23 protein-coding genes are annotated in these 20,581 nt (G+C 67.7%); 12 read left to right on the top strand and 11 right to left on the bottom strand.

Annotated features, from left to right (window positions below; genetic code table 11):
* Window positions 1-16 precede the first annotated feature (16 nt).
* A complete protein-coding gene (locus tag MU521_RS10780; protein WP_092692314.1) occupies window positions 17-205 on the bottom strand; it encodes a hypothetical protein in 189 nt (62 codons plus the stop codon).
* Window positions 206-480: 275 nt separating this feature from the next.
* On the opposite strand from MU521_RS10780, the gene MU521_RS10775 reads away from it, so the two are divergent.
* Genes MU521_RS10775 through MU521_RS10765 form a run of 3 tightly spaced genes read left to right on the top strand, consistent with a single transcriptional unit; the run spans window position 481 to window position 4,374 of the window.
* A complete protein-coding gene (locus MU521_RS10775) occupies window positions 481-1,476 on the top strand; it encodes a 5-methyltetrahydropteroyltriglutamate--homocysteine methyltransferase (protein WP_092692317.1) in 996 nt (331 codons plus the stop codon).
* A complete protein-coding gene (locus tag MU521_RS10770; RefSeq protein WP_092692319.1) occupies window positions 1,473-2,537 on the top strand; it encodes a methionine synthase in 1,065 nt (354 codons plus the stop codon). Before MU521_RS10775 ends, MU521_RS10770 begins: the two co-directional genes overlap by 4 nt.
* Window positions 2,538-2,577: 40 nt before the next feature.
* A complete protein-coding gene (locus MU521_RS10765; RefSeq protein WP_092692322.1) occupies window positions 2,578-4,374 on the top strand; it encodes an ArnT family glycosyltransferase in 1,797 nt (598 codons plus the stop codon).
* Between the two features lie 10 nt (window positions 4,375-4,384).
* Here the strand turns inward: MU521_RS10765 and MU521_RS10760 are convergent, their stop codons facing one another.
* Complete coding sequence (locus tag MU521_RS10760) at window positions 4,385-5,419, bottom strand: lysylphosphatidylglycerol synthase transmembrane domain-containing protein (protein ID WP_092692325.1); 1,035 nt, start codon at window positions 5,417-5,419, stop codon at window positions 4,385-4,387.
* Window position 5,420: 1 nt separating this feature from the next.
* Window positions 5,421-6,314 (bottom strand): polysaccharide deacetylase family protein, encoded by an 894-nt coding sequence (locus MU521_RS10755; protein ID WP_092692328.1) that lies wholly within the window; start codon window positions 6,312-6,314, stop codon window positions 5,421-5,423.
* A 226-nt stretch (window positions 6,315-6,540) separates the two neighbouring features.
* Between MU521_RS10755 and MU521_RS10750 the strand changes: the two genes are divergently transcribed.
* From MU521_RS10750 to MU521_RS10735, 4 genes are all read left to right on the top strand, one after another.
* On the top strand, window positions 6,541-8,085 hold the full coding sequence (locus tag MU521_RS10750) for an alkaline phosphatase family protein (protein WP_092692331.1): 1,545 nt from the start codon (window positions 6,541-6,543) through the stop codon (window positions 8,083-8,085).
* Window positions 8,086-8,150: 65 nt separating this feature from the next.
* Window positions 8,151-9,107, top strand: coding sequence for a ribose 1,5-bisphosphate isomerase (locus tag MU521_RS10745; RefSeq protein WP_092692333.1), 957 nt, complete (start codon window positions 8,151-8,153; stop codon window positions 9,105-9,107).
* Between the two features lie 10 nt (window positions 9,108-9,117).
* A complete protein-coding gene (locus tag MU521_RS10740) occupies window positions 9,118-9,999 on the top strand; it encodes an ATP-dependent ribose-1-phosphate kinase (RefSeq protein WP_092692336.1) in 882 nt (293 codons plus the stop codon).
* A gap of 80 nt (window positions 10,000-10,079) precedes the next feature.
* The gene (locus MU521_RS10735; protein ID WP_139171114.1) at window positions 10,080-10,433 is read left to right on the top strand and encodes a DUF7537 family lipoprotein; all 354 of its coding nucleotides are present in this window, start codon (window positions 10,080-10,082) and stop codon (window positions 10,431-10,433) included.
* A 13-nt stretch (window positions 10,434-10,446) separates the two neighbouring features.
* Here MU521_RS10735 and rbcL read toward each other — a convergent pair whose 3' ends face one another.
* Complete coding sequence (rbcL, locus tag MU521_RS10730; RefSeq protein ID WP_092692341.1) at window positions 10,447-11,694, bottom strand: type III ribulose-bisphosphate carboxylase; 1,248 nt, start codon at window positions 11,692-11,694, stop codon at window positions 10,447-10,449.
* A gap of 115 nt (window positions 11,695-11,809) precedes the next feature.
* Between rbcL and MU521_RS10725 the strand changes: the two genes are divergently transcribed.
* The gene (locus tag MU521_RS10725) at window positions 11,810-12,031 is read left to right on the top strand and encodes a hypothetical protein (protein WP_139171115.1); all 222 of its coding nucleotides are present in this window, start codon (window positions 11,810-11,812) and stop codon (window positions 12,029-12,031) included.
* A gap of 19 nt (window positions 12,032-12,050) precedes the next feature.
* Here the strand turns inward: MU521_RS10725 and MU521_RS10720 are convergent, their stop codons facing one another.
* The 6 genes from MU521_RS10720 to MU521_RS10695 form a co-directional block, all read right to left on the bottom strand.
* Entirely contained in the window at window positions 12,051-12,434 is a 384-nt protein-coding gene (locus MU521_RS10720) for a hypothetical protein (protein WP_092692346.1), read from the bottom strand.
* Between the two features lie 121 nt (window positions 12,435-12,555).
* Entirely contained in the window at window positions 12,556-13,029 is a 474-nt protein-coding gene (ndk, locus tag MU521_RS10715) for a nucleoside-diphosphate kinase (RefSeq protein ID WP_092692349.1), read from the bottom strand.
* Window positions 13,030-13,509 carry a 50S ribosomal protein L24e gene (locus MU521_RS10710; protein WP_092692352.1) on the bottom strand — a complete coding sequence of 160 codons (480 nt, stop codon included), beginning with the start codon at window positions 13,507-13,509 and terminating at the stop codon, window positions 13,030-13,032.
* Window positions 13,509-13,739, bottom strand: a complete 231-nt coding sequence (locus MU521_RS10705; RefSeq protein WP_092662976.1) for a 30S ribosomal protein S28e — start codon at window positions 13,737-13,739, stop codon at window positions 13,509-13,511. Before MU521_RS10705 ends, MU521_RS10710 begins: the two co-directional genes overlap by 1 nt.
* Before the next feature lie 10 nt (window positions 13,740-13,749).
* Window positions 13,750-14,112: a 50S ribosomal protein L7Ae gene (rpl7ae, locus tag MU521_RS10700; RefSeq protein ID WP_092692354.1), complete on the bottom strand. Its 363-nt coding sequence runs from the start codon at window positions 14,110-14,112 to the stop codon at window positions 13,750-13,752.
* Window positions 14,113-14,328: 216 nt separating this feature from the next.
* Complete coding sequence (locus MU521_RS10695; protein ID WP_092692357.1) at window positions 14,329-15,357, bottom strand: NAD(P)H-dependent flavin oxidoreductase; 1,029 nt, start codon at window positions 15,355-15,357, stop codon at window positions 14,329-14,331.
* Between the two features lie 93 nt (window positions 15,358-15,450).
* On the opposite strand from MU521_RS10695, the gene tmcA reads away from it, so the two are divergent.
* The 4 genes from tmcA to MU521_RS10675 all read left to right on the top strand — a co-directional run bounded on the left by tmcA (window position 15,451) and on the right by MU521_RS10675 (window position 19,739).
* Window positions 15,451-17,694: a tRNA(Met) cytidine acetyltransferase TmcA gene (tmcA, locus tag MU521_RS10690; RefSeq protein ID WP_092692360.1), complete on the top strand. Its 2,244-nt coding sequence runs from the start codon at window positions 15,451-15,453 to the stop codon at window positions 17,692-17,694.
* Entirely contained in the window at window positions 17,691-18,203 is a 513-nt protein-coding gene (locus MU521_RS10685; RefSeq protein WP_092692363.1) for a DUF456 domain-containing protein, read from the top strand. Before tmcA ends, MU521_RS10685 begins: the two co-directional genes overlap by 4 nt.
* Window positions 18,204-18,419: 216 nt before the next feature.
* On the top strand, window positions 18,420-19,523 hold the full coding sequence (locus MU521_RS10680; protein ID WP_092692366.1) for a glutamate-cysteine ligase family protein: 1,104 nt from the start codon (window positions 18,420-18,422) through the stop codon (window positions 19,521-19,523).
* A gap of 60 nt (window positions 19,524-19,583) precedes the next feature.
* Complete coding sequence (locus tag MU521_RS10675) at window positions 19,584-19,739, top strand: DUF8014 family protein (RefSeq protein ID WP_175452860.1); 156 nt, start codon at window positions 19,584-19,586, stop codon at window positions 19,737-19,739.
* Here MU521_RS10675 and MU521_RS10670 read toward each other — a convergent pair.
* A complete protein-coding gene (locus tag MU521_RS10670) occupies window positions 19,736-20,470 on the bottom strand; it encodes a GNAT family N-acetyltransferase (protein ID WP_092692368.1) in 735 nt (244 codons plus the stop codon). The genes MU521_RS10675 and MU521_RS10670 overlap by 4 nt on opposite strands.
* Window positions 20,471-20,581: the final 111 nt, after the last annotated feature.

Genomic DNA, 20,581 nt, shown 5'->3' with positions numbered 1-20,581 from the left:
GCGCCGCAGTTGCCGGTTACGCGAGACCCAGCGACCGCGCAAGCTCGAAGAGCTGGCTGGTAATCTCGGGCGGCAAGGCGCTGAGGAGTTTCTGCAGGATGTTGCTCAGACCCCCGCTCCCCCCGGAGCTCTGGGCCGCTGCTGTTCCAACCCCGAACACCCCCGCCAGAACGGCGAGGACCGCTTTCATGGCAATCCGTTTCATGCCACCCGCCGCTACTCGGACTCGACTAATAAGAAAGATGATTGACCACACAGACCTCCTGAAACAAAACTAATTTTAGAAGAAGATTAAACGAAAATAAATTCACAGAGGCCAACAGTTGCCACTGACGGATCGGTTGGTCGATCAAAAACCGGTCGCGGAGGTGAAGTCGTGCTAGCGCGGGGGAATACTCGGTCGGTAACGGTCCGTGTATAACTGACAGTCATCAAACCGATTAGCAAATATTAAACACCGTCATTTCGTAGGGTGGTGCAATGTCAGAGGTAGTTACGACGACACCGGGGTTGTACCCGTTGCCCGATTGGGCGAAAGACGACTTATCCGATCTGAAGGGCCACCAGAAGGCCGATCTGATCGACGGGACGGAGAGCGAGGAAATCGAAGACGCCTACGAGCGCGTTCGCAGTGAGTACGTCGACCACCAGCAGTCGGCCGGTCTCGACCGGATCGTCGAGGGGCAGGGCCGCTGGGACGACATGATCGCGCACCCGCTCGCGGTCGCCGACGCCGTCGAGACCCGCGGAATCGTCCGGTACTACGACAACAACAACTTCTACCGCGAGCCCGTCGTGACGGACGATCTGGCCGCGACCGGCGACGTGGCTGCCGAACTCGACGCGGCGAGCGAACAGGTCGATTCCGGTCTGCAGGCGGTTCTCCCCGGTCCGTACTCGCTGGCCGATCTGGCGACCGACGAACACTACGGTGACGACGGGGCCTTCCTCGACGCCGTCGCGGACTTCCTGGCCGACGAGATCGACGCGTTCCCCGACGTGGAGACGCTGTTCCTGCTCGAACCCTCCCTCGTGGAGAACCCGCCCGAAGACGGCGAAGACGAACGGGCCAGCGAGGCCATCGACGCCGTCGCCGCGGCCGCCGACGCCGAGGTCGTCGCCCACACCTACTGGGGCGCGCTCGACGAGAAAGTGTACGCCCACCTGATGGACGCCGACGTGGACGCCATCGGCTTCGACTTCGTGGCAAACCACGAGGACAACGTCTACAACATCAGCGAGTACGGCACCAAGGACGACGTGGCCCTCGGTGTGGTCGACGGTCAGAACACGCTGGTCGAGGAGCCAGAGACAATCGCCGAGCGGATCGAGTGGGTCGGCGACAACACCCCCAGCACCGACTTCGAGACCATCTACGCGACCATCAACACCGAGACGTTCTATCTCCCGGTCAACAAGTACGAGGCGAAACTGGACGCCCTGGCCGCCGTGAACAAAGAGGTGATGCTCGCATGACCGACACCCGAGAACAGTTCCACCCGGAGAACCACCCAAACGACCACTTCCTGCTGACGACCGTCGTCGGCAGTTACAAGAAACCCAAGTGGCTCGACCGTGCCCGCGAACTCCTCGAAGACGAGGATGCCAGTTTCGACGAAGACGACTGGGAGGAGGCCACCGACGACGCATCCCGTCTCATCACCGAGGAACACGAGCGCACCGGGATGGACGTGATCTGTGACGGCGAGATGCGGCGCAACGAGATGGTGGAGTACTTCGCACACCTGATCGAGGGCTACGAGTTTAACGGCCGCGTCAAGGTCTGGGGCCACAACTACTTCGACAAGCCCTCCGTCGTCGAGGAGGTCGAGTACGGCGAGGAGTGGCTCGTCGACGAGTTCGAGTTCACCGACTCGGTCTCGGAGCGCCCGGTCAAGGTCCCCATCACGGGTCCGTACACGCTCGCGAACTGGTCGTTCAACGAGGTCTACGACGACGAGGAACAGCTGGCCTACGACCTGGCCGACCTCGTCAACGAGGAGATCGACCGCCTCGTCGACGCCGGTGCGAAGTACATCCAGATCGACGAGCCTGCGCTCGCGACGACGCCGGACGATCACGCCATCGTCGGTGCCTGTCTCGACCGGATCGTCGACGACATCCCGGAAGACGTGCGCGTCGGCCTCCACGTCTGTTACGGCGACTACTCGCGCATCTACCCCGAGATGCTCGACTACCCCGTCGACGAGTACGATCTGGAACTCTGCAACGGTAACTACGAGCAACTCGACGTGTTCACCGAGCACGAGTTCACGAAGGACCTCGCGCTCGGCGTCGTCGACGCCCACGTCGCGGAGGTCGAACCCGTCGAGGAGATCAAGGAGAACATCGTGAAGGGCTTCGAGGTCGTCCCGCCGGAGCGACTCACCGTCTCACCGGACTGCGGCCTGAAGCTTCTGCCCCGTGAGGTGGCCTACGGCAAGATGGAGAACATGGTCCAGGCCGCCCGCGAGGTCGAGGAAGAACTCGACGCCGGCGAGATCGACGTGGGGCTGGCCGCTCCGACGAGCGACTGACTCCGTTCCGTTTTTATCGCAGTCGCGGATTGGATCGGGTATGGCGTCCCGTATTCGTGCCCTCCTCGGCCGCGTCCGCGCACAGGTCGCGGACGACCTCCGGTCCGATCCGTACCTGCCGTTCATCGTCTTGCTCGCGGGCGTGCTGTGCAGTTTCTGGTTCTGGCACCGCATCCCCAACTTCGCCACCAGGGACGAGAAGAGCCGCCTGCTCGACGCGATGGTCCCCATAGGGCGGATGCTCGCCGATCCGAGTATCGAGACGCTCCAGAACAGCGTCGAGTGGAGCCGGGTCCCGTTCGGCCCGACGCTGTACCTGTTCGGGCTGGCGCTGCTGCCCGTCTTGCTCGTGGCGGTGCTGGTCGGCGATCTGTGGGCGTTCACCGAACTGGGCTATCCAGACCCCGAATTCGGCTTCTACCCGGCCTGGCACACCACGCCGGAGTGGATCTGGACGTGGAGTCTCGTGTTCGTCAGGCTGTTCAACGCCGCCTTCGCCGTCGGTGCGGTCTACCTGACCTACCGGCTCGGCACCGAACTCCGGGACCGTGCGACCGGCCGGCTGGCCGCGCTCGTGTTGACGCTCACCTTCGGGTTTCTCACCATCGCCCACGAGGGCGGCGAAGACATGCCGGCACTGTTTTTCTTCCTGCTGGCGCTGTACCTGCTCGTCCGCTACGTCCGGGCCGGCGACCGAACCACGTTCTTCGCGGCCAGCGCGGCCGGCGGGGTCGCAATCGCGTTCAAGCTGACCGCCGCGCCCATCGTCCTCCTGATCGGGATCGGGTTCGTCCTGCGGGCCTGGGGGACCGAAGAGCCCACGTGGTCGGCGCTGTTCCAGCCGTGGCTGGTCGTCGGCGGCGCGCTCCTGGGGTTGGTCGCCATCCTCGCCGGTTACCCGACCTTCCTGGTCGGCGCTGTCGATCCCGTCCTCGAACGGCTGTTCGGGCAGTCCGTCGCGAGAGGGAATCGTGTCACCGGTCCGACCGCACCGACCTGGTGGTGGTTCCTGCGGGGTTACTTCAGTGGACTCGGACTTCCGCTCTTTTTTGCATCGCTGGTCGGCGTCGTCGCCAGCCTCGCCACCCTGCGCGATCGCGCGACGTACACGCCCGCCTACGCGCTGACGGTCCTCCCGCTCGTGATCTACCTGCTGTTGTTCTCGCGGTGGCACGACTTCCGTGTTCACCACCTGTTGCCGACCTTCCCCCTGATCGCACTCCTGGTCGCGCTGTCGCTGATCGGGTTGCGCGAGCGAGAGCCCGACATCGGGACCGCGGTGATCGCGCTCTTGCTGGTGACGACGGGCATCTACGCCGGGGTCGGCGTCGGCGGCTATGCCTCGATGCCCCGCGACGAGGCGACCGAGTGGCTTCAGGACAACGCCGACGGGAACGCCACGATGGAGGTGTACCGGCGTGACTTCCACGACGCCGCCGTCCCGCACGACATGCGGATCAACCACCTGTTCGGACCGGAAGACGACGCCGAAGCGGCCGCCATCGTCGACTGCCCCGAGTACATCCAGCTGGGGTATCGCGACCTGCTCTACCTGAAAAACGGCACCTACTACCGAAACGGTCGCGCCCAGCAGGAATATTTCCGGGAACTCCTCTCGGGCGAATACAGCTACCGCATCGTCGCCGAGTTCGGCCCGCGCCCGCCGAACTTCGTCCCGGATCGACCGACGCCGGGGTCGCTGACGGACCTGTTCCACGTCGGGCTGGTTCCCCAGACCGACCAGTTCGCCGACGAGCAGGAACTCGCGGAGAACCAGTACACCGTCATCTTACAGCGGGACGGCGAGTGTGGCTACGGCCGGTTCCCGCCGTTCTGAGCGCCGGCGTTCACGCCTCTCGATCCGGAGCCAGCGAGGACACGTCCACTTTCAGCGTGGGGTACCAGCCCGCGACCGCCGGCAGGTAGGTCCCGAGTACGCGGTCGATCAGGATGACCGGCACGATCACATCGCTGGGGACCCCGAGCGCGACGAACACGGCGGTCGCGGTCGCTTCGGTGACGCCGACACCGCCCGGGGTGAGCGGGAGCAGAGTGACGCTGTAGGCCGCCACGAGAACGACCGGGAGCAGGACAACAGGCTCGAATCCCGACCCGAAGCCACCGAGCAAGAGGAGGACTCGCAGACCGGGTGCGAGGACCAGCGCGCCGAGCCAGCCCGCCCCGTAGTGGAGCCAGACGCGCGGGTCGGTCGTCAGCGCCCGGAACGAGACCGTCGAGGCAGTGGTGAACTCCATCACGTTGCGCAGGCGCTCGGCCAGCCCAGCGCCGACGCGTGGTACCCGGCCGATCAGCGCGGCGAGTCCCTCGATCACCCGGTCCAGAAATGCGAGGTTCATCCCCGCGATGAGGACGAATCCGCCGGCGGCGACGTAGAGTCCCGTCGAGAGGCCCACGAGCGCGAGCAAGCCCCAGGGGAGTCGGCCGGAGACGAACCCGACGCCGACCACCGCGACGAGGCCGTAATAGACCGCGTAGATGCCCGTGTGGACGCCGGCCGTCGCCGTCGCGTCGGCGTAACTGATCCCCATCTGGCTCCGGATGACGAACGGCGCGGCGACCCGGCCGGAGAGCCGCGAGGGGAGCAACTGGTTGACGAACTTCACGATCAGGTCGGCGCTGGCGGCCTCCCGGTAGCGCACGTCCCCGAACGGACGGCTCACGACGTACCACGTGTAGAAGCGTGCCAGGAGGCCGGCGACGCTGACAGCCAGCACGGCCAGGACCGTCGCGGCATCTAGCCGGCCGAGCAGGGTGAGGACGTTCCCGATGTCGATCTGGGTCACCAGCCAGGCCAGCGCCGCGATGCCGACCGCGTACTGGACGAGCGTGACCGCGATCCCGCGACGGGTGCGCTCGGACACGCTATCGCTCCTCCAGTCTGTTTTCGGTCTCGCCGACCGACACGGCCGTTCCGGTCGCACCGGCCGGATCGGTCGCGATGCTGTGCTCGACCACGGACCGGGCGGTCGTGAACGTGAAGTCCTGTTCGAGGATGCGCGCTATCGCCCGGCGCATCCAGTCGCCGGTGTGGTAGTAGACGCGACTCGGGACACCCTCGACGGCGGGCAGATCGACGAGTTCCCACGGGTGGACGTAGAGGACCGGCGTGATCCCGCGCCGGGCCAGCAGTCGCATCCCGAGGATCGTGTATCGCGGGCCGAAAAACCGGATCCAGGTCCCCGTCAGCGGGAGGCGCAGACCCGGCATGACGCTGACGGGCAGTTCGGCCAGTCCCGCCGGTGCGTCGGGGTCGACCTCGGACGCGGGCGCGGGTCGGTGGAGGTCGAACTCGCCGCCGTACCAGCCCGGAATCGTCCGGCTCGGGACGACACTGGAGTCGTAGCGGTACCCGGCCTCGGAGAGCGCGTCAAACTGGGTCGGTGCGATGTCGAACGACGGCGCGCGAAAGCCAGTCACCGATTCGCCGGTGACGCGTTCCAGAATTGCTTTCGACCGCCCGATCTCCTCGCGGCAGTCGGCTGGCGACAGCTCCGAGAGGTGGCGGTGGCTGTGAGTGTGTGAACCGATTTCGAACCCGGCGTCGGCGAGCGCGGTTACGGCGTCGGGGTAGTCCTCCGCGACCTCGGAGACGACGAAACAGGTCGCCGTCGCGTCGTGGTCGCGGAGGGTCTCGCGGAGGAACTCGCCACCCGCGAGGCCGACGCCGGTCTCGGCCATCTCGCCCGACGCCGACCGGTAGGCCGGCGTCTGCGAGAACAACTCGAAGTCGATGGAGAGGACGGCGCGGTCGCTCATGGGGACCCTCCGTGTGGTCGGGACCGCGACTGGGACGACGAACTGGTCGTCGTCGGTGGCTGGAGGACGGCTTGCGGCGCGGCGTGAGCGACGACGGGCACTGGTGAAGTGGCCCGGGTCGGCTCACTTCAACCTGTCGTTGTCCCGGGTTCGCGGTCGCTGTGGCGAGTTCCGCCCGCGAACGCGGACGGAAAGACATAGTTGCGTCCGTATCGTCGACTCGGCCATGACACGGACGTTCGTCGTGGGCCTCGACGGGGCGAGCTGGCGGTTACTCGACCCCTGGATCGAGGCCGGCGACCTCCCGAACCTCGCTGCCCTCCGCGAGGAATCGGCCTGGGCACAGCACCGGAGTTGCCTGCCGCCCGTGACCTTCCCCAACTGGAAGTGTTACTCAGCCGGCAAGGACCCGGGCGGGTTCGGCGTCTTCTGGTTCGAGCGGATCGATCTCGACGAGGGCGTCATCGAGGTCGTCAACGGCGGTGACTTCGACACCGCCGAGTTGTGGGACTACCTCAACGACGATGGCCAGACCGCCGGCGTCGTCAACATGCCGACGATGTACCCACCCCGGAACATCGACGACCTGGTCGTCGCCGGCGGCCCCGATGCCGTCGAGGGCGAGTACCGCTCGATCTCCTCGGGCTACACCGCCCCCGAATCCCTGGCCGCCGAGCTGGAAGACCGCTTCGACTACCGCGTCCATCCCGATCCGCTCCTCTCGTCGAACGAGGAACGCGACGCGGAAGTCGATGCGATCATCGAACTGCTGGACAAGCGCTTCGAGGTCGCGCTCTCGCTGTTCGAGGAACGGGACCTCGACTTCATGCACGTCACGCTCTTCTACCTGAACGTCATCCACCACTTCTTCTGGGACGAAGAGCCGAGCAAGCGCGCCTGGGAACTCGTCGACGAGTGGGTCGGTCGCCTGCAGGATCTGGATGACACCAACCTCGTGCTGATGTCCGACCACGGGTCGGCGGCGACCCAGACGGAGTTCTACGTCAACGAGTGGCTGGCCGAGAACGGCTACCAGACCCGCACCCAGACCGTCGACGGCCTGCTCAAGCGGGTCGGGATCGACCGCGAAACGGTCCTCGCGGCCGCAAAGCGGGTCGGCGCGGTCGATTTCCTCGCGAAAGTGGTCCCCGAGCCCATCCAGGAACTGGTCCCCCAGAGCGCCGGCCTGAAGCGGTCCCGCAAGCTGGAGGCCATCGACCTCGACCGGACGGAGGCCGTCGCCAGCGCCCAGGGGCCGATCTACCTCAACCCCGACTTCGACACCGAGGCCGTCCGCGAGGAGTTGCTGGCCGACCTCGCCGCTGTCGAGGACGAACACGGCCGTATCTTTACCGACGTGTACCGCGGCGAGGAGGTCTACGAGGGACCGAACGTCGACGAAGCGCCGGCGGTCGTCGTCGATCAGCGCCCGGGCGTCCACGTCAACGACGGCGTCGGTGGCGGCGTGATCCAGACCGGTCCGGACCGCTGGGCCGCCGAGAACACGCCCAACGGCATCTTCCTCGCCAACGGCCCGGACTTCGAGGCCGCGGGCGAGATAGACGACATCAGCATCCTCGACATCGCGCCGACCCTGCTGGTCGCCAGCGGCTGTGACGTGCCCGAGGACATGACCGGCGAGGTCCTCGATATCTTCGCCGACGACCGCGACTGGGAGCGTCGCGAACCGATCACACTCGCCGACGCGGACGACAGCCACGACGACGAGGAGGTCGCCGAGCGGCTGAAGCAACTCGGGTACATGGAGTGAGTGACCGCCGAACCCCGGTGTGGCCGCCCGGTCACTTTTTACGGCCGACCGCGTAGTTCGACGCTATGGACACGGAGGTTGCCCCGGCGGTCGAGGCCGTCGCCGCCGACATCGCCGAGATGGAGATTCGCGGCGCGGCGACCATCGCCGGCGCCGCGGCCGAGGCCCTCGCAACCCAGGCCAGGGCGAGCGACGCCGGGACGGCCGACCAGTTTCGGGCGGAGATGCACGCGGCCGCCAGCTACCTCTACGACACGCGCCCGACCGCCGTCTCGCTGCCCAACGCGCTCCGGTTCGTCTTCCAGGGGATGGACGGCACGACCGTCGAGTCGCTCCGACAGTCCGCGGTCGATGCTGCCGAGCGGTTCCAGTCGCAACTCGACCGCGCCCAGGACGACCTCGGCGAGATCGGTGCCAACCGACTGCGCGACGGCGACACCGTGATGACACACTGCCACTCGACGGACGCTCTGGCCTGCGTCGAGGCGGCCCTCGACCAGGGCAAGGACCTCTCGGCGGTCGTCAAGGAGACCCGCCCACGCAATCAGGGCCACATCACCGCCGAACAGCTCCGGCAGTGGGACGTGCCCGTGACGCTGATCGTCGACAGTGCCGCCCGGCGCTACCTCGACGAGGTGGATCACGTCCTCGTCGGGGCCGACGCCGTCGCGGCGGACGGCTCCGTCGTCAACAAGATCGGGACAAGCGGCCTCGCGGTGTCGGCCCGGGAACGCGGCGTCCCGATCATGACCGCGGCCCAGATCATCAAACTCCACCCGGGCACCATGACTGGCCACACCGTCGAGATCGAGATGCGCGACGAGGACGAGGTTATCGACCCGAGCGAGCGCGAGGAGATCGGGCAGATAACCGTCGAGAATCCGGCCTTCGACGTGACGCCGCCCCGCTACATGGACGCCATCGTCACCGAGCGCGGGCAGTTCCCGCCGGAGAGCATCGTCACGCTGATGCGTGAACTGTTCGGCGAGACCTCCGCGCGCCCGTGGGAGGGCCCGGTGTGAGAGGTGGCCCGTGGCGCGCGTGATCTGTGCCGGGCACGTCAACTGGGACGTGACGCTCTCTGTCGACCGACTGCCCGGGGCCGACGGCGAGGCGACCATCACCGATCAGTCCCAGTCCTGTGGCGGGAGCGCCAGCAACGCCGCCACTGGATTGGCTGCGCTGGGCAACGACGCTGCCATACTCGGGAGCGTGGGCGACGACGAGAACGGCCACCTCGCGGCCCGGGCGCTCGATTCGGCTGGCGTCGACTCCGACGCGCTTGTGGTCACCGCCGCCGAGACTGCGGTGAAGTACCTCGTGGTCGACCCGGATGGCGAGGTGGCGGTGCTCGGCAACGAGGGCGGCAACGAAGCGTTCGGATCCGACGACCTCGACGACGCCACCCTCGCGGCCGCCGACCACCTCCACCTCACCAGCCAGGACCCCGACACGGCCGCCGAACTGGCCGACCGTGCCCACAATCACGGTCTCCGGGTGAGTTTCGACCCCGGGCGTCGCATCGACGCACGGGATTTTACGGCCCCGCTCGCCCGCGCGGATCTGGTCTTCGTCAACGAGCGCGAGGCGGCGACGGCCATCGAGGACCACCTCGGGCCAGCCGACGGCCTCGACAAGACCGTCGTGCTGAAACACGGCGCGGCGGGCGCGGAAGTGTTGACGCCCTGTGGCCACTACGCCAGCCACGACGGGTTCCCCGTCGAGGTCGTCGACACGACTGGCGCGGGCGACGCTTTCGCCGCCGGCTTCCTGACGGTGTGGCTCGACAAGTCCGACCCGGAGTTCGACCGCTGTCTGGCCGTCGCCAACGCCTGTGGCGCATTGGCCGCCGGCGAGCGTGGTCCGTCGGCACCGCTGTCCCGGGACCGGATCGAGAGTCTGCTCGACGAGTGAAACCTCTCGCGGTTTTATCCACAGACGACCGCTACGAACGCTACAACGATACGTTCGACGGACAGGCCCCGACTACCACTGTGTCGGAAACCACACGCCAGCGAACGCGACGACAGTTCCAGCGGGGGACCATCGGATTCACCGAAGCCGACTACTTCCTGAGGTACGACTTCGGGTTCGACGGCAACGTCACGCGAGAGGGAACGCCGCTGTACCGGTTCAGTGCCGACAGTTTCGCCGCGACGAACCAGCGACCGCGCAACACGACCGACCCCAGCGCGACGCTGCTCGTCGACCGGGCTGGTGTGATCCAATCCGCGCACTTCTCCTTCGAGAACGCGAACACCGGACAGGACCTCTCCCTCTCGATACGCACCACCGCCGTCGGGGACGTCACCGTCGCCGAACCCGACTGGACCGACGAAGCCCGTTAGGGCGGCACGCGACTCACCGCGGCGTCTCCGTCCCCCACTTCTCGATTGCCGTCGCGAGTTCCGGCACCGCCTCGGCTTTCGCCCCGATGTCTTCGCCCGCCGCGGCCGCGTCGACCGCTGCTCTGAGTGCTTTCGCCCCGGCGTGGGTCCCGTCGGGGTGGCCGTGGACGCCGCCGCCGGCCTGGACGCAGAGGTTGCTCCCGAGCCGGTCGATCAGTTCCGGGACGAGACCGGGGTGGAGACCGCCCGACGCGACCGGGAGCACGTCGTTCAGACCGTGCAGATCGGAATAGAGCCACTCGTTGATCCCCGCCGAATCCTCGTTTTCGAGTTTGCCGAGGTCGGCGGTCCCGGTGTGGAGCTGGTCGGCCCCGCAGAGGCGCGTGACCTGTGCGATGACCCGCATCGACACGCCGTGGTCGGGCACCCGGTCGAAGGCGGCGTGCATCGCGCGGTGGGCGTGGATGGCGAGCCCGTGCTCCGCACAGCGCTCGCGGACGCGCTGGACTGCTGACCAGCCACAGGTGACCACGTCCACCATGACGTACTCGCCGCCGTGTTCGGCCACCATATCGACCCGTTCGAGCATCCGACGGGTGTCCGCGGTGACGTTGACGAGGTAAGATTTCGTCTCGCCGGTCTCGTCCTCGGCGCGGTCACGCTGGGCGAGCGACTCCGTCAGCCGGTCGGCGAAGGGATTGAACGCCTGGTCGGTGAGGTTCTCGTCGTCCTTGAGCAGGTCCAGCCCGCCGGTCCAGGCCTCGTAGCCGATCTGGGCGTGCTGGCCGGTCGACAGCCCGATCTTCGGTTTGGGGACCGTCGCGGTGATCGGGCGGTCGCCGGCGTCGAAGATCTCCTCGCGGACGCCCGTGCCGAACTGCGGGCCGGGAAAGGAAGTCGCCAGCGGTTCTGGCCACTCGCAATCGAGCAGGCGGATGCGCTCGACGGCTTTCATCCCCAGAATGTTCCCGGCGATACAGGACAACACCTGTGCCATGTTGCCCTCCTCGAACAGCGCGTCGGGGTAGGCCACCGTGACGCGATTCCCGTCGATGGCGCAGGCCGTCGCCGAGAGGTCGGTGATCGACCCCTCGACCTGGAGTTCGGCCCAGGTGCCGTTGGAACTCTCGGAGGCGACGCGGCCGGCCGCGTCGGCCATGTCCATGTCACTGGCCACCTCGACGGCGAACGTACAGACCAGCTCCGAGTCGCGGGGTTCGTAGTCCAGGTCGAGGAAGTCCTCGTAGTTGATGCCGGGCATGCCACGGTCTTGGTCGCCATGGGCCCTTAAACTGCCGCCGGATGGCGGTCCGGGACCGAACTGCTGTCGGGAGCCGAAACGTGTAAGACGCCGGTTGCTGGAACGTGCAAGTAGGATGACTACCGCGCCCGCGGCCCGCGTCTCGCGCATGCTCGATCAGATAGACGATCCGGAGCGGGCCACACTGTTGCGCGGACTCTGGCGGATCTACCAGCTCGGCCGGCGCGTCGCACACGCGTACCGCGTGTTCATCTCCCTCGTCGAGCGCCTCCTCTCGACGTTCGTCACGACCATCGTCTGTCTCGTCGAGGCGTCCATCGACATCTTCACCGAGTGAGCCCGGGAGTATCGACCAGTTACAGCGTTGCCAGTAGCGCCACCGCCAGCGCCACCGGCGCGGCGTAGATACACCCGACGATCACCAGACTCGCCCGGTCACCCCGGAAGCTGAGCCAGTGGCCAGCCACGACCGCCAGCATCGCAACGATGCCGAGTACCGTCCAGTGGGGCGCGAACCCGGTCGTCCCGGTCAGCGCGAACACGGCGATCAGGGCCGCGCCGGCCGTCGCCACGTAGTCGGCGGCTCGCTCTCGCCGGACCGCAGCGCCGAGCAACGCGGCCAGCATCGGGCCACCGAGAACGAGTCCGACCAGCAACGGGAACGTCGACCCACCGCCGACCGCCAGTGTCGCCGTCCCGCGCTCGTCGTCGAGCAATCGCCCACGCTGGCCGTCGCGCATACCCTCGCTATCGGGCCGGCGGTCAAATAGTTACTCCCGGCCTGCCCGTTCGCGAGCGACCTGACGACTGGGGCCGTCGCTCTCGACGCTACAAAATACGTGAAAAGGGTTCGGAGACGCGTTAGACGTCCTCGTACACCCACTCGGCGTCCGACTTCTCCCAGTCGACCAGTTCGTCCTCGTCGAAGAACAGGTCGATCTCCCGTTCGTTCGCGCCGGGATCCTCGTGGTCGGAGCCGTGGATGACGTTCTGTCCGAGGTCCAGCCCGAGGTCACCGCGGATGGTGCCTGGCTGGGCTTCGGCGGGGTCGGTCGTCCCCATCATCTGGCGGACCTGCCGGGTGGCGTCCGCGCCCTCCCAGACCATGGCCATCACCGGACCGGAGGTGATGAACTCGACCAGGCCGTCGAAGAAGGGCTCGTCCTCGTGTTCGCCGTAGTGCTCGTGGGCCAACTCCTCGTCGATCTGCATGAACTTCGCGCCGGCGAGCTTCAGGCCGCGCTCTTCGAGGCGGCCGATAATCTCGCCGATCAGGCCGCGCTGGACGCCGTCGGGCTTGACCATCACGAACGTCCGCTCGTCGTGATGGCTCATCTATGCCTCGGCCTCCTCTTCTTCCGCGTCGTCCTCGTCGGCCTCGTCGTCGGCTTCCGCCTCGTCGGCATCGTCGACGGCCGCTGCGGAGTCGGCGTCCGCGTCGGCGGCCGCTTCGTCGGCACCTTCGTCTTCCGGGCCAGGCGTTGCCTCGGACTCGGCGTCTTCGAGGTTGGGGGCCGCGCCCGTATCCTCGACGACGTCGCCTTCGGTCGCCGCGGGGTCTTCGGGTTCGGCTTCGACTTGTTCCTCGGTTTCGGGCTCGTCGGGTTCGTCGGCCGTTTCGGCGGCGCGTTTGCCACCGGCGGCGCGGCCGGCCTCGGTCCAACCCATGTCGCGGGCTTCACGGCCGAGGTCGGCGTTCTTCTCGCACTTCGAGGAGCAGAACATGACGGTCGAGCCGTCGTTCTGCACGAACATGGTGCCCGTGCCGGGTTCGATGTCGTCGCCACAGAAGTCACATTCGCGGGTTCGTGGCATTATTGTCCTCCGATCTGGTCGGCCTCGCGGGCCGTCTCCCGGAGCTGGAGTACGTCGCCCTCGCGGACCGGACCGAGGACGTTCCGGGTGATGATGCGGCCCTGGTTCTCGCCCTCGCGGATGCGACACTTGACCTGCATGGCCTCCCCGTGCATTCCGGTTCGGCCGACGACTTCGATGACCTCCGCGGGCGTCGAGCCGCCTCCGTCTTCAGTTTCTTCTGCGCTCATATCGAGTCACCTACTGGAGGTCCTCGAGCTTCTGTGCGATGTCGTCGACGTCGCCGCTAGCCTCGCCGGCCGTGACGATGGCCGCCGCGGCACTGCCGACCTCCAGCCCGGCCGCGTGACCCACGTCGGACTGGGACTCGACGAACAGATAGGGCACGTTCTTCTCGTCGGCCAGCTCGGGGAGATGCATGACGATCTCCTCGGGCTGCACGTCCTCGGCGATGAAGACGAGCTCGGCGTTCCCTCGCTCGACGGCTTTGGTCGTCTCGTTTGTCCCTTTCTTTACAACTCCTGTGTCCCGTGCGACCTCCAGAGCCTCGAGGGCGTCCTCGGCGAGGTCGGCTGGGACGTCGAAATCGACGTATACTGACATTGGTGTTCACCTCCCGCGCGTGGGCTCGCGCTCCCCCGCCTGAGAGTCCGCCGATCACTCGTGACGGCGGACGACAAAGTCCTGAGAGGCTAGGAGCATCATCAACCCCGCGCAGGCTGTATCCCTTCATTGGCTATCCCCTGCTAAAAGCGCTTTCGATGCCGCCACAACCGTGGCAGCCGTCCACACATGATTTCCGGGCCAGTTGCCCCCGGCTCAGGACCCGGTCGCGAATTCTGACAGGGACTCGATACGCTCGCGTGCTTCTCTGGCCAGTTCGTCGACGATGTCGGCGGCCGGGCGTACGTTGTCGGTCAGATCCACGCTCTGACCGGCGTACATGGCCATCTCGTCGACGGCCCCCTCCACGTCCGCGATCGGCGGATCGTCGTCGTACCGCTCGACCGGGTGTCCGTTCCCGTATCGTGCGACCTCCTCGCCCTCGCCCGGGCGTTCGCCGGTCGGTGGTTCACCGGCCTCGGCCCACTCGGCGTACGTGTCGTTTTCGAGCGTCCGATGGGGCTGGCCGGGCCAGCCGCCGTCGTACAGCTCCGACCGGACGGCCTCGCGCGCGTCGGCCGCCGTCACTGCCTGCTGGTACTCCCGGTGGGCCTGTGACTCGGCGGCCGCGACGAACCGTGTCCCGAGCCACGCCCCGTCCGCACCCAGCGCAAGCGCGGCGGCCAGCCCGCGCCCGTCCGCGATGCCGCCGGCCGCGATTACGGGCACGTCCTCGCCCGCCACGTCGGCGACCGCGGGCACCAGCGGCATCGTCGCCACGTCGCTCTGGACGTGCCCGCCGGCCTCCCAGCCCTGGCTGACCAGCACGTCCACGCCCGCTTCGACGGCCGTCTGTGCCTCCTCTGCGCTCCCGACGGTCTGGAGGACCGTCCCGCCGGCGTCGTGGACCTGTTCGACGTAGGGGGCAGCGTCGCCGAACGAGAAAGAGACGACCTCCGCGCCCGCGTCGAGACAGACCTCCAGGTGATCTTCTGTCGCGTGGACGGTCGTGTCCGGATCGAGGACGAGGTTCACACCGAAGGGGCGATCCGTGCGTTCGCGGGTCGCCTCGATAACCGACGCCGTGGCCTCGAGGCCGAGCCAGGTGACCGCGAGCGTCCCGAGTCCGCCGGCCTCGGAGACGGCGGCCGCGAGGTCGGGACAGGAGACGCTCCCGATGGGGGCCTGCACCACGGGCACGTCGATACCGAGTCGATCACAGAGGGGGGTCCGTAGCGTCGACATGAGCGGCTCTTCCGAGGCCGTCTAGTTGAGTGTTCGGGCGCGAAACCCGGCACGACCGCCAGACACAAGCCGGCGGCCCGTCGAGAAGCGCGTATGTTCGACGGTGCCGTCCGCCGGTTACGAGAAGAGGCCCGCGAGACCGACGAGCGCCGCCTGCTCGTCCTCGCGGGCGACCCCGAGCGGACCCGCCGGGCCGCCGCGGAGGCCCTCGACGCTGCGGCCGTCGATCCCGCCGAGGCGACGCTGGTCGGTCCCGATCCCGCGCTCGACTGCGAACAGCTCCCGCCCGAACGGTCGGCGGAACTGCTCGGCACCACCCGCGATGGCGTCGTCCTCGATTTGCACGCGGCCTGTCGCCCCAACACCGTCGGCCGGGCCGTCGGCGTCGTCGACGGCGGTGGCCTCCTGATCCTGTTGACGCCGCCCCTCGACGCCTGGCCCGACCGTCGCGACGGGTTCGACGAGGGACTGGCCGTCCCACCCGCCGACCTGTCGGCCGTCAGCGGCCACTTCCGCCGCCGACTCGTCGACACACTCCGGGAACACCCCGGGATCGCCGTCGTCGACGTGGACGCAGAGCGGGTCGAACGCGACGGCCTGACCGACCCCGCGCCGGTCCTGGGCCGGCCGGGGGTTTCGATCCCCGACGCCCGAACTTTCCCCGATCACGTCTACGCGGCCTGCCTGACCGACGATCAGGTCGAGGCGGTGCGGGAACTCGAACGCCTGCGCGAGGACGGCCAGGCCGTCGTGGTCGAGGCCGACCGCGGGCGGGGGAAGTCAAGCGCCGCGGGGCTGGCCGCCGGCGCGCTCGCATTCGCTGGCGAGGACGTGCTGGTCACGGCACCCGCGTACCGCAACGCCGCCGAAGTCCTCGCGCGTGCCCGCGAACGCCTCGACGCCGCGGACGCTCTCGTCTCCGCCGACGATCCGGAGACACCCCACGAACTGACCGCGCCGGAGGGCCGTGTCCGATTCCGGCGGGCGGCCGACATGGCGGATGGCGGCCTCCCCGACGGCCCCGACGCGGTAATCGTCGACGAGGCGGCCGCGCTCCCGGTCCACGTGCTCGAATCGTTCCTCGACGCGCCCGCTGTGGCGTTCACGACCACCGTCCACGGCTACGAGGGCGCGGGTCGGGGCTTCTCCGTGCGCTTTCGCGACGCTCTCGACGAGAGCGACCACGCAGTCGGTGAAATCCGCATGGCCGAGCCGATCCGGCACGCGGCCGGCGACCCCGTGGAGGTGTGGGGCTTCCGCGCGCTGTTGCTCGACGCCAGCCCGCCGGTCGACCCGCTCGTGGCCGACGCCGAACCCGAGTCCGTCGAGTACGTCGGGCTCGACGCCCCGGACCTGCTGGCCGACGAGCCCCTGCTCCGGGAGGTGTTCGGCTTGCTCGTGCTGGCGCACTACCGGACCGAACCCGACGACCTGGCCCGACTGCTGGACGCCCCGAACGTCGCCGTCCGCGCCCTGCTGTTCGACGGCCACGTCGTCTCGGTCGCACTGCTGGCCCGGGAAGGCGGGCTCGACGCCGAGACGCGGGCGGAGATGTACGACGGGGCGCGGATCCGCGGGAACATGCTCCCGGACGTGCTGACGACCCAGCTCCGGGACGAATCCGCCGGCGTCCCCGTGGGCTACCGCGTCCTCCGGATCGCAACCCACCACGCGGCCCGGTCCCGTGGGCTGGGGTCACGCTTGCTCGGCGAGATCCGCGAGGAGTTCGCCGACGACGTGGACTGGCTGGGCGTCGGGTACGGCGCGACCCCGGAACTGCTGGAGTTCTGGGCCGGCAACGACTTCACACCTGTGCACCTCTCGACGACGCGCAACGACGAGAGCGGGGAGTACTCCGCGCTGATGCTCGACCCAACGAGCGACGCCGGGGCCGCCCTGTTCGAGCGCCACGCCGACCAGTTCGTCGCGCGCGCCGGGGACGTGCTGGCGGACCCGCTGGCCGACCTCGATCCCGACGTGGCTCGGGCGACGCTCTCGGCGCTGGACCGGGACGCCGACCCGGACCTCGCCGACTGGGAGTGGCGACAGATCGCGAGCGCGGCTTTCGGTCCGGGGCTGTTCGACATGGCACCCGGCCTGTACCGCCGGCTGGCCGTCACCTACTTCACGGCCGACGTGGACCACGACCTCACGGCGCGCCAGGAGCGGCTTCTGGTCTCGAAGGCACTGCAGGGCCGGCCGTGGGATGTCGTCGCCGACGACCTCGACTACCCCTCGACGGCACAGGCGATGCGCGCGCTAGGCGACGCGCTGGAGCCGCTCGTCGACGAATTCGGTTCGGACGCGGCACTGACGGAGGCTGACCGATACAGATGACTGGACCCGTACTCACGACCGTTCTCGGCACGGACCTGGTTGTATGGCTCGCGATTGGTCTCGCACTGGCCGGCGTTCTCGGCACGCTCGTCCCGCTGGTCCCGGGCGCGCTCATCTCGCTGGGGGGTGTCTACCTCTACTGGTGGTCGACGGGCTACACTGACCCCGGCGTGCTCGTCCTGGGCGCACTGACGGCGCTGGGGCTGCTGATCGTCGTGGTCGACTGGTTCGCCGGCGCGGTCTCGGCGAAAGTAAGCGGGGCCAGTACCACGACGAGCCTCCTGGCCGGTGTCGCCGGCTTCCTGCTGTTTTTCGTCGCCGGACCGGTGGGCATCCTGCTCGGCGTCGCCGGCGTCGTCTTCCTCGCGGAGATCCGCCGGACCGGCGACGGCGCCGCCAGCGCCCGTACGGCCGTCTACACGACCGTCGGGATGCTCGCGAGTACCGTCGCACAGTTCCTGCTGACGACACTGCTGGTCCTCGGATTCCTGCTCGCCATCCTCGTCTGAGTGGGCCACCTGACGATCAGGCATCTTTTTCTGTATTGTTTGACGTAAACAGCAACTCCAGGTCGAGAACATGTCCGTTTTGAATGGAAAGACCGCGAAAATATTTGCACGTGGCGGAACTTACTTGTCGGAGTGGCTCGTCCGTCGAAATGACAAACGTTATCACGGACCTCGGTGCCCGATCGTCGGCACTGCCGGTCCCGTGTCGGGATCACTATGTCAGGGAACTCGCTCCGTCGGAGCATCGAAGTCGAGTACTGGGTCGTCGACGCCGAGGGGCGGCTGGTCGAGCCGGGCGACCTCGTGAACGCGTCCCCGGGCGTCGAGCGTGAGTTCGTGGAGCCACTGCTGGAGATCAAGACCACACCGTGTGAGACGACCCGCGAGCTCCGCCGCGAGTTGTTCGAGCGGATCGGGGCCGTCCTGCGCCGGGCCGAGCGGTCGGGGAAGCGTCTCGTGCCGCTGGCGACACCGATCCACGACGGGGTACTCCGGGACCGCCCCAGCGAGCGGACCCGGATTCAGGACCGCATTCTCGGCGACGACTTCGAGTACGTCCGCCACTGCGCGGGCACTCACGTCCACGTCGAGCAGTCGCCGGGTGACGAGATCGACCAGCTGAATACGCTGATCGCGCTCGATCCCGCGCTGGCGCTGGTCAACTCCTCGCCGTACTTTCGCGGTCGACAACTGGCCGCCGGCGCGCGGTCGAAGCTGTACCGCTGGCTGGCCTACGACGACCTCCCACACCAGGGACGACTGTGGCGCTATCTCGACGAGCGCGAGCAGTGGGCCCGCCGGCTCGAACGGCGCTACGAGGAGTTCGAACGGGCGGCCGACGAGGCGGGCGTCGACCGCCGCGCCGTCGCAGCGAACTTCGACCCCGAGAGCGCGGTCTGGACGCCCGTTCAGTTGCGGGACCGGTTCGGCACCGTCGAGTGGCGCTCACCCGACACCGCACTCCCCAGTCAGGTCGTCCGCCTCGCCGACTCGGTGGCCACCGTCGCGACGAACGCCGCGGACACGCCGGTCCGTATCGGGGACGACACCGGCCGCGTGACCGACGAGGAGATCGTCCTCCCGGCGTTCGAGACGGTGATCGAGCACGTGAACGCCGCCATCCGTGAGGGACTGGACTCGGGGTCAGTCCGGTCGTACCTGGAACGCATGGGGTTCGACATCGCGGCGTACGAACCGCTGGCACACGACATCGACGGCGAGGGGACGGTGACGCCCGAGCAGGCACGCTCGCTCCGCCTGGATCAGGCCGACCGACTCGAACGGGAACTGGGACGAACCCAGGTGGTCGGCGACGACTGAGCGAGCGGGCCGTCGGCCGTTATCGGGTGAACGATTAGGGAGGCCGACGTATCGCCATCTATGCCTACCTGTTCGGAGGCCGACTGTGAGGCGTCGGCCGCCGTGGAACTACACATCCCCTGGGACGAGAACCGACTGGTGTGTGCCGGCCACGCCCGAGTCTGGGCGCAGAAAGACGGTGTGGTCGCCGATCCGCTCGACGACGCGGACTTCTAGAGGTCGGTCTCCATCATCACTTCGTCGATGTAATCGCCGTTCATCTTGTAGTGATCGCGACGGCGCGCCTCTTCCTCCCAGCCGTGTGCTTTCAGGAACGCGATGGCGGTCTCGTTCGTCGAGGGCACGCTGTTGTAGATGCGCTCGTAGCCCTGCTGTGCGGCCCATTCGAGGCCGCGCTGGAGGAGGTGACTCCCGATACCGTGTTCCCGGTACTCGTCGAGGACGCCGACGGTGAGTTCCGCCGTGTGTGACAGCTTCTCCATCTCCGGGTGCTCGAGGTGAACCCAGCCGACCACGTCGTCCTCGACGCAGGCGACGAAGAACATCCGCGACTCCAGTTCGTTGTGCCGGAGCAGGACCTCCTCGTGGTCGATCATGTCGGCGACGCTCTCGGCGACGACGTAGGTGCCCGCGTCGATGGCCGACCGCATCACGCCGACGATCCCGGTCATGTCCGCCTGTCTGGCCTGGCGGATCGTGTACTCGATCTCGTCTTCCTCGTACTCCTCTTCGGCGGCTTCGTCGTACGCGATCTGGAGGTGGCCATCGTCGGTCTCCGTGAGAATCCCGTCCCGCTTCAGGATCGCTACGTGGTGGCCGAACTCCCGTGGCTCCATGTTCAGCGCGTCGCGCGCTTGCTCCTGGCCCACGTCGCCGTGACTCTCGACGTACTCGTACACGTCTCTGCGCCCGCGGTGGCCGAACTCTAACTGTTCTGTGAGTTCCATGCGATGCGTTACCACGCCACGACACTTAACTGTTTGTCAACTGGGGGGCTGTCCCGACGGCACTGCCGCCGGCGATTAATATCTCCGATACAGGGGCTGGATTTAATACGG

This window comes from Halorientalis regularis (genome assembly GCF_023698535.1).
GTDB lineage: Archaea > Halobacteriota > Halobacteria > Halobacteriales > Haloarculaceae > Halorientalis > Halorientalis regularis.
This window is presented reverse-complemented; position numbering and strand designations above follow the sequence as displayed.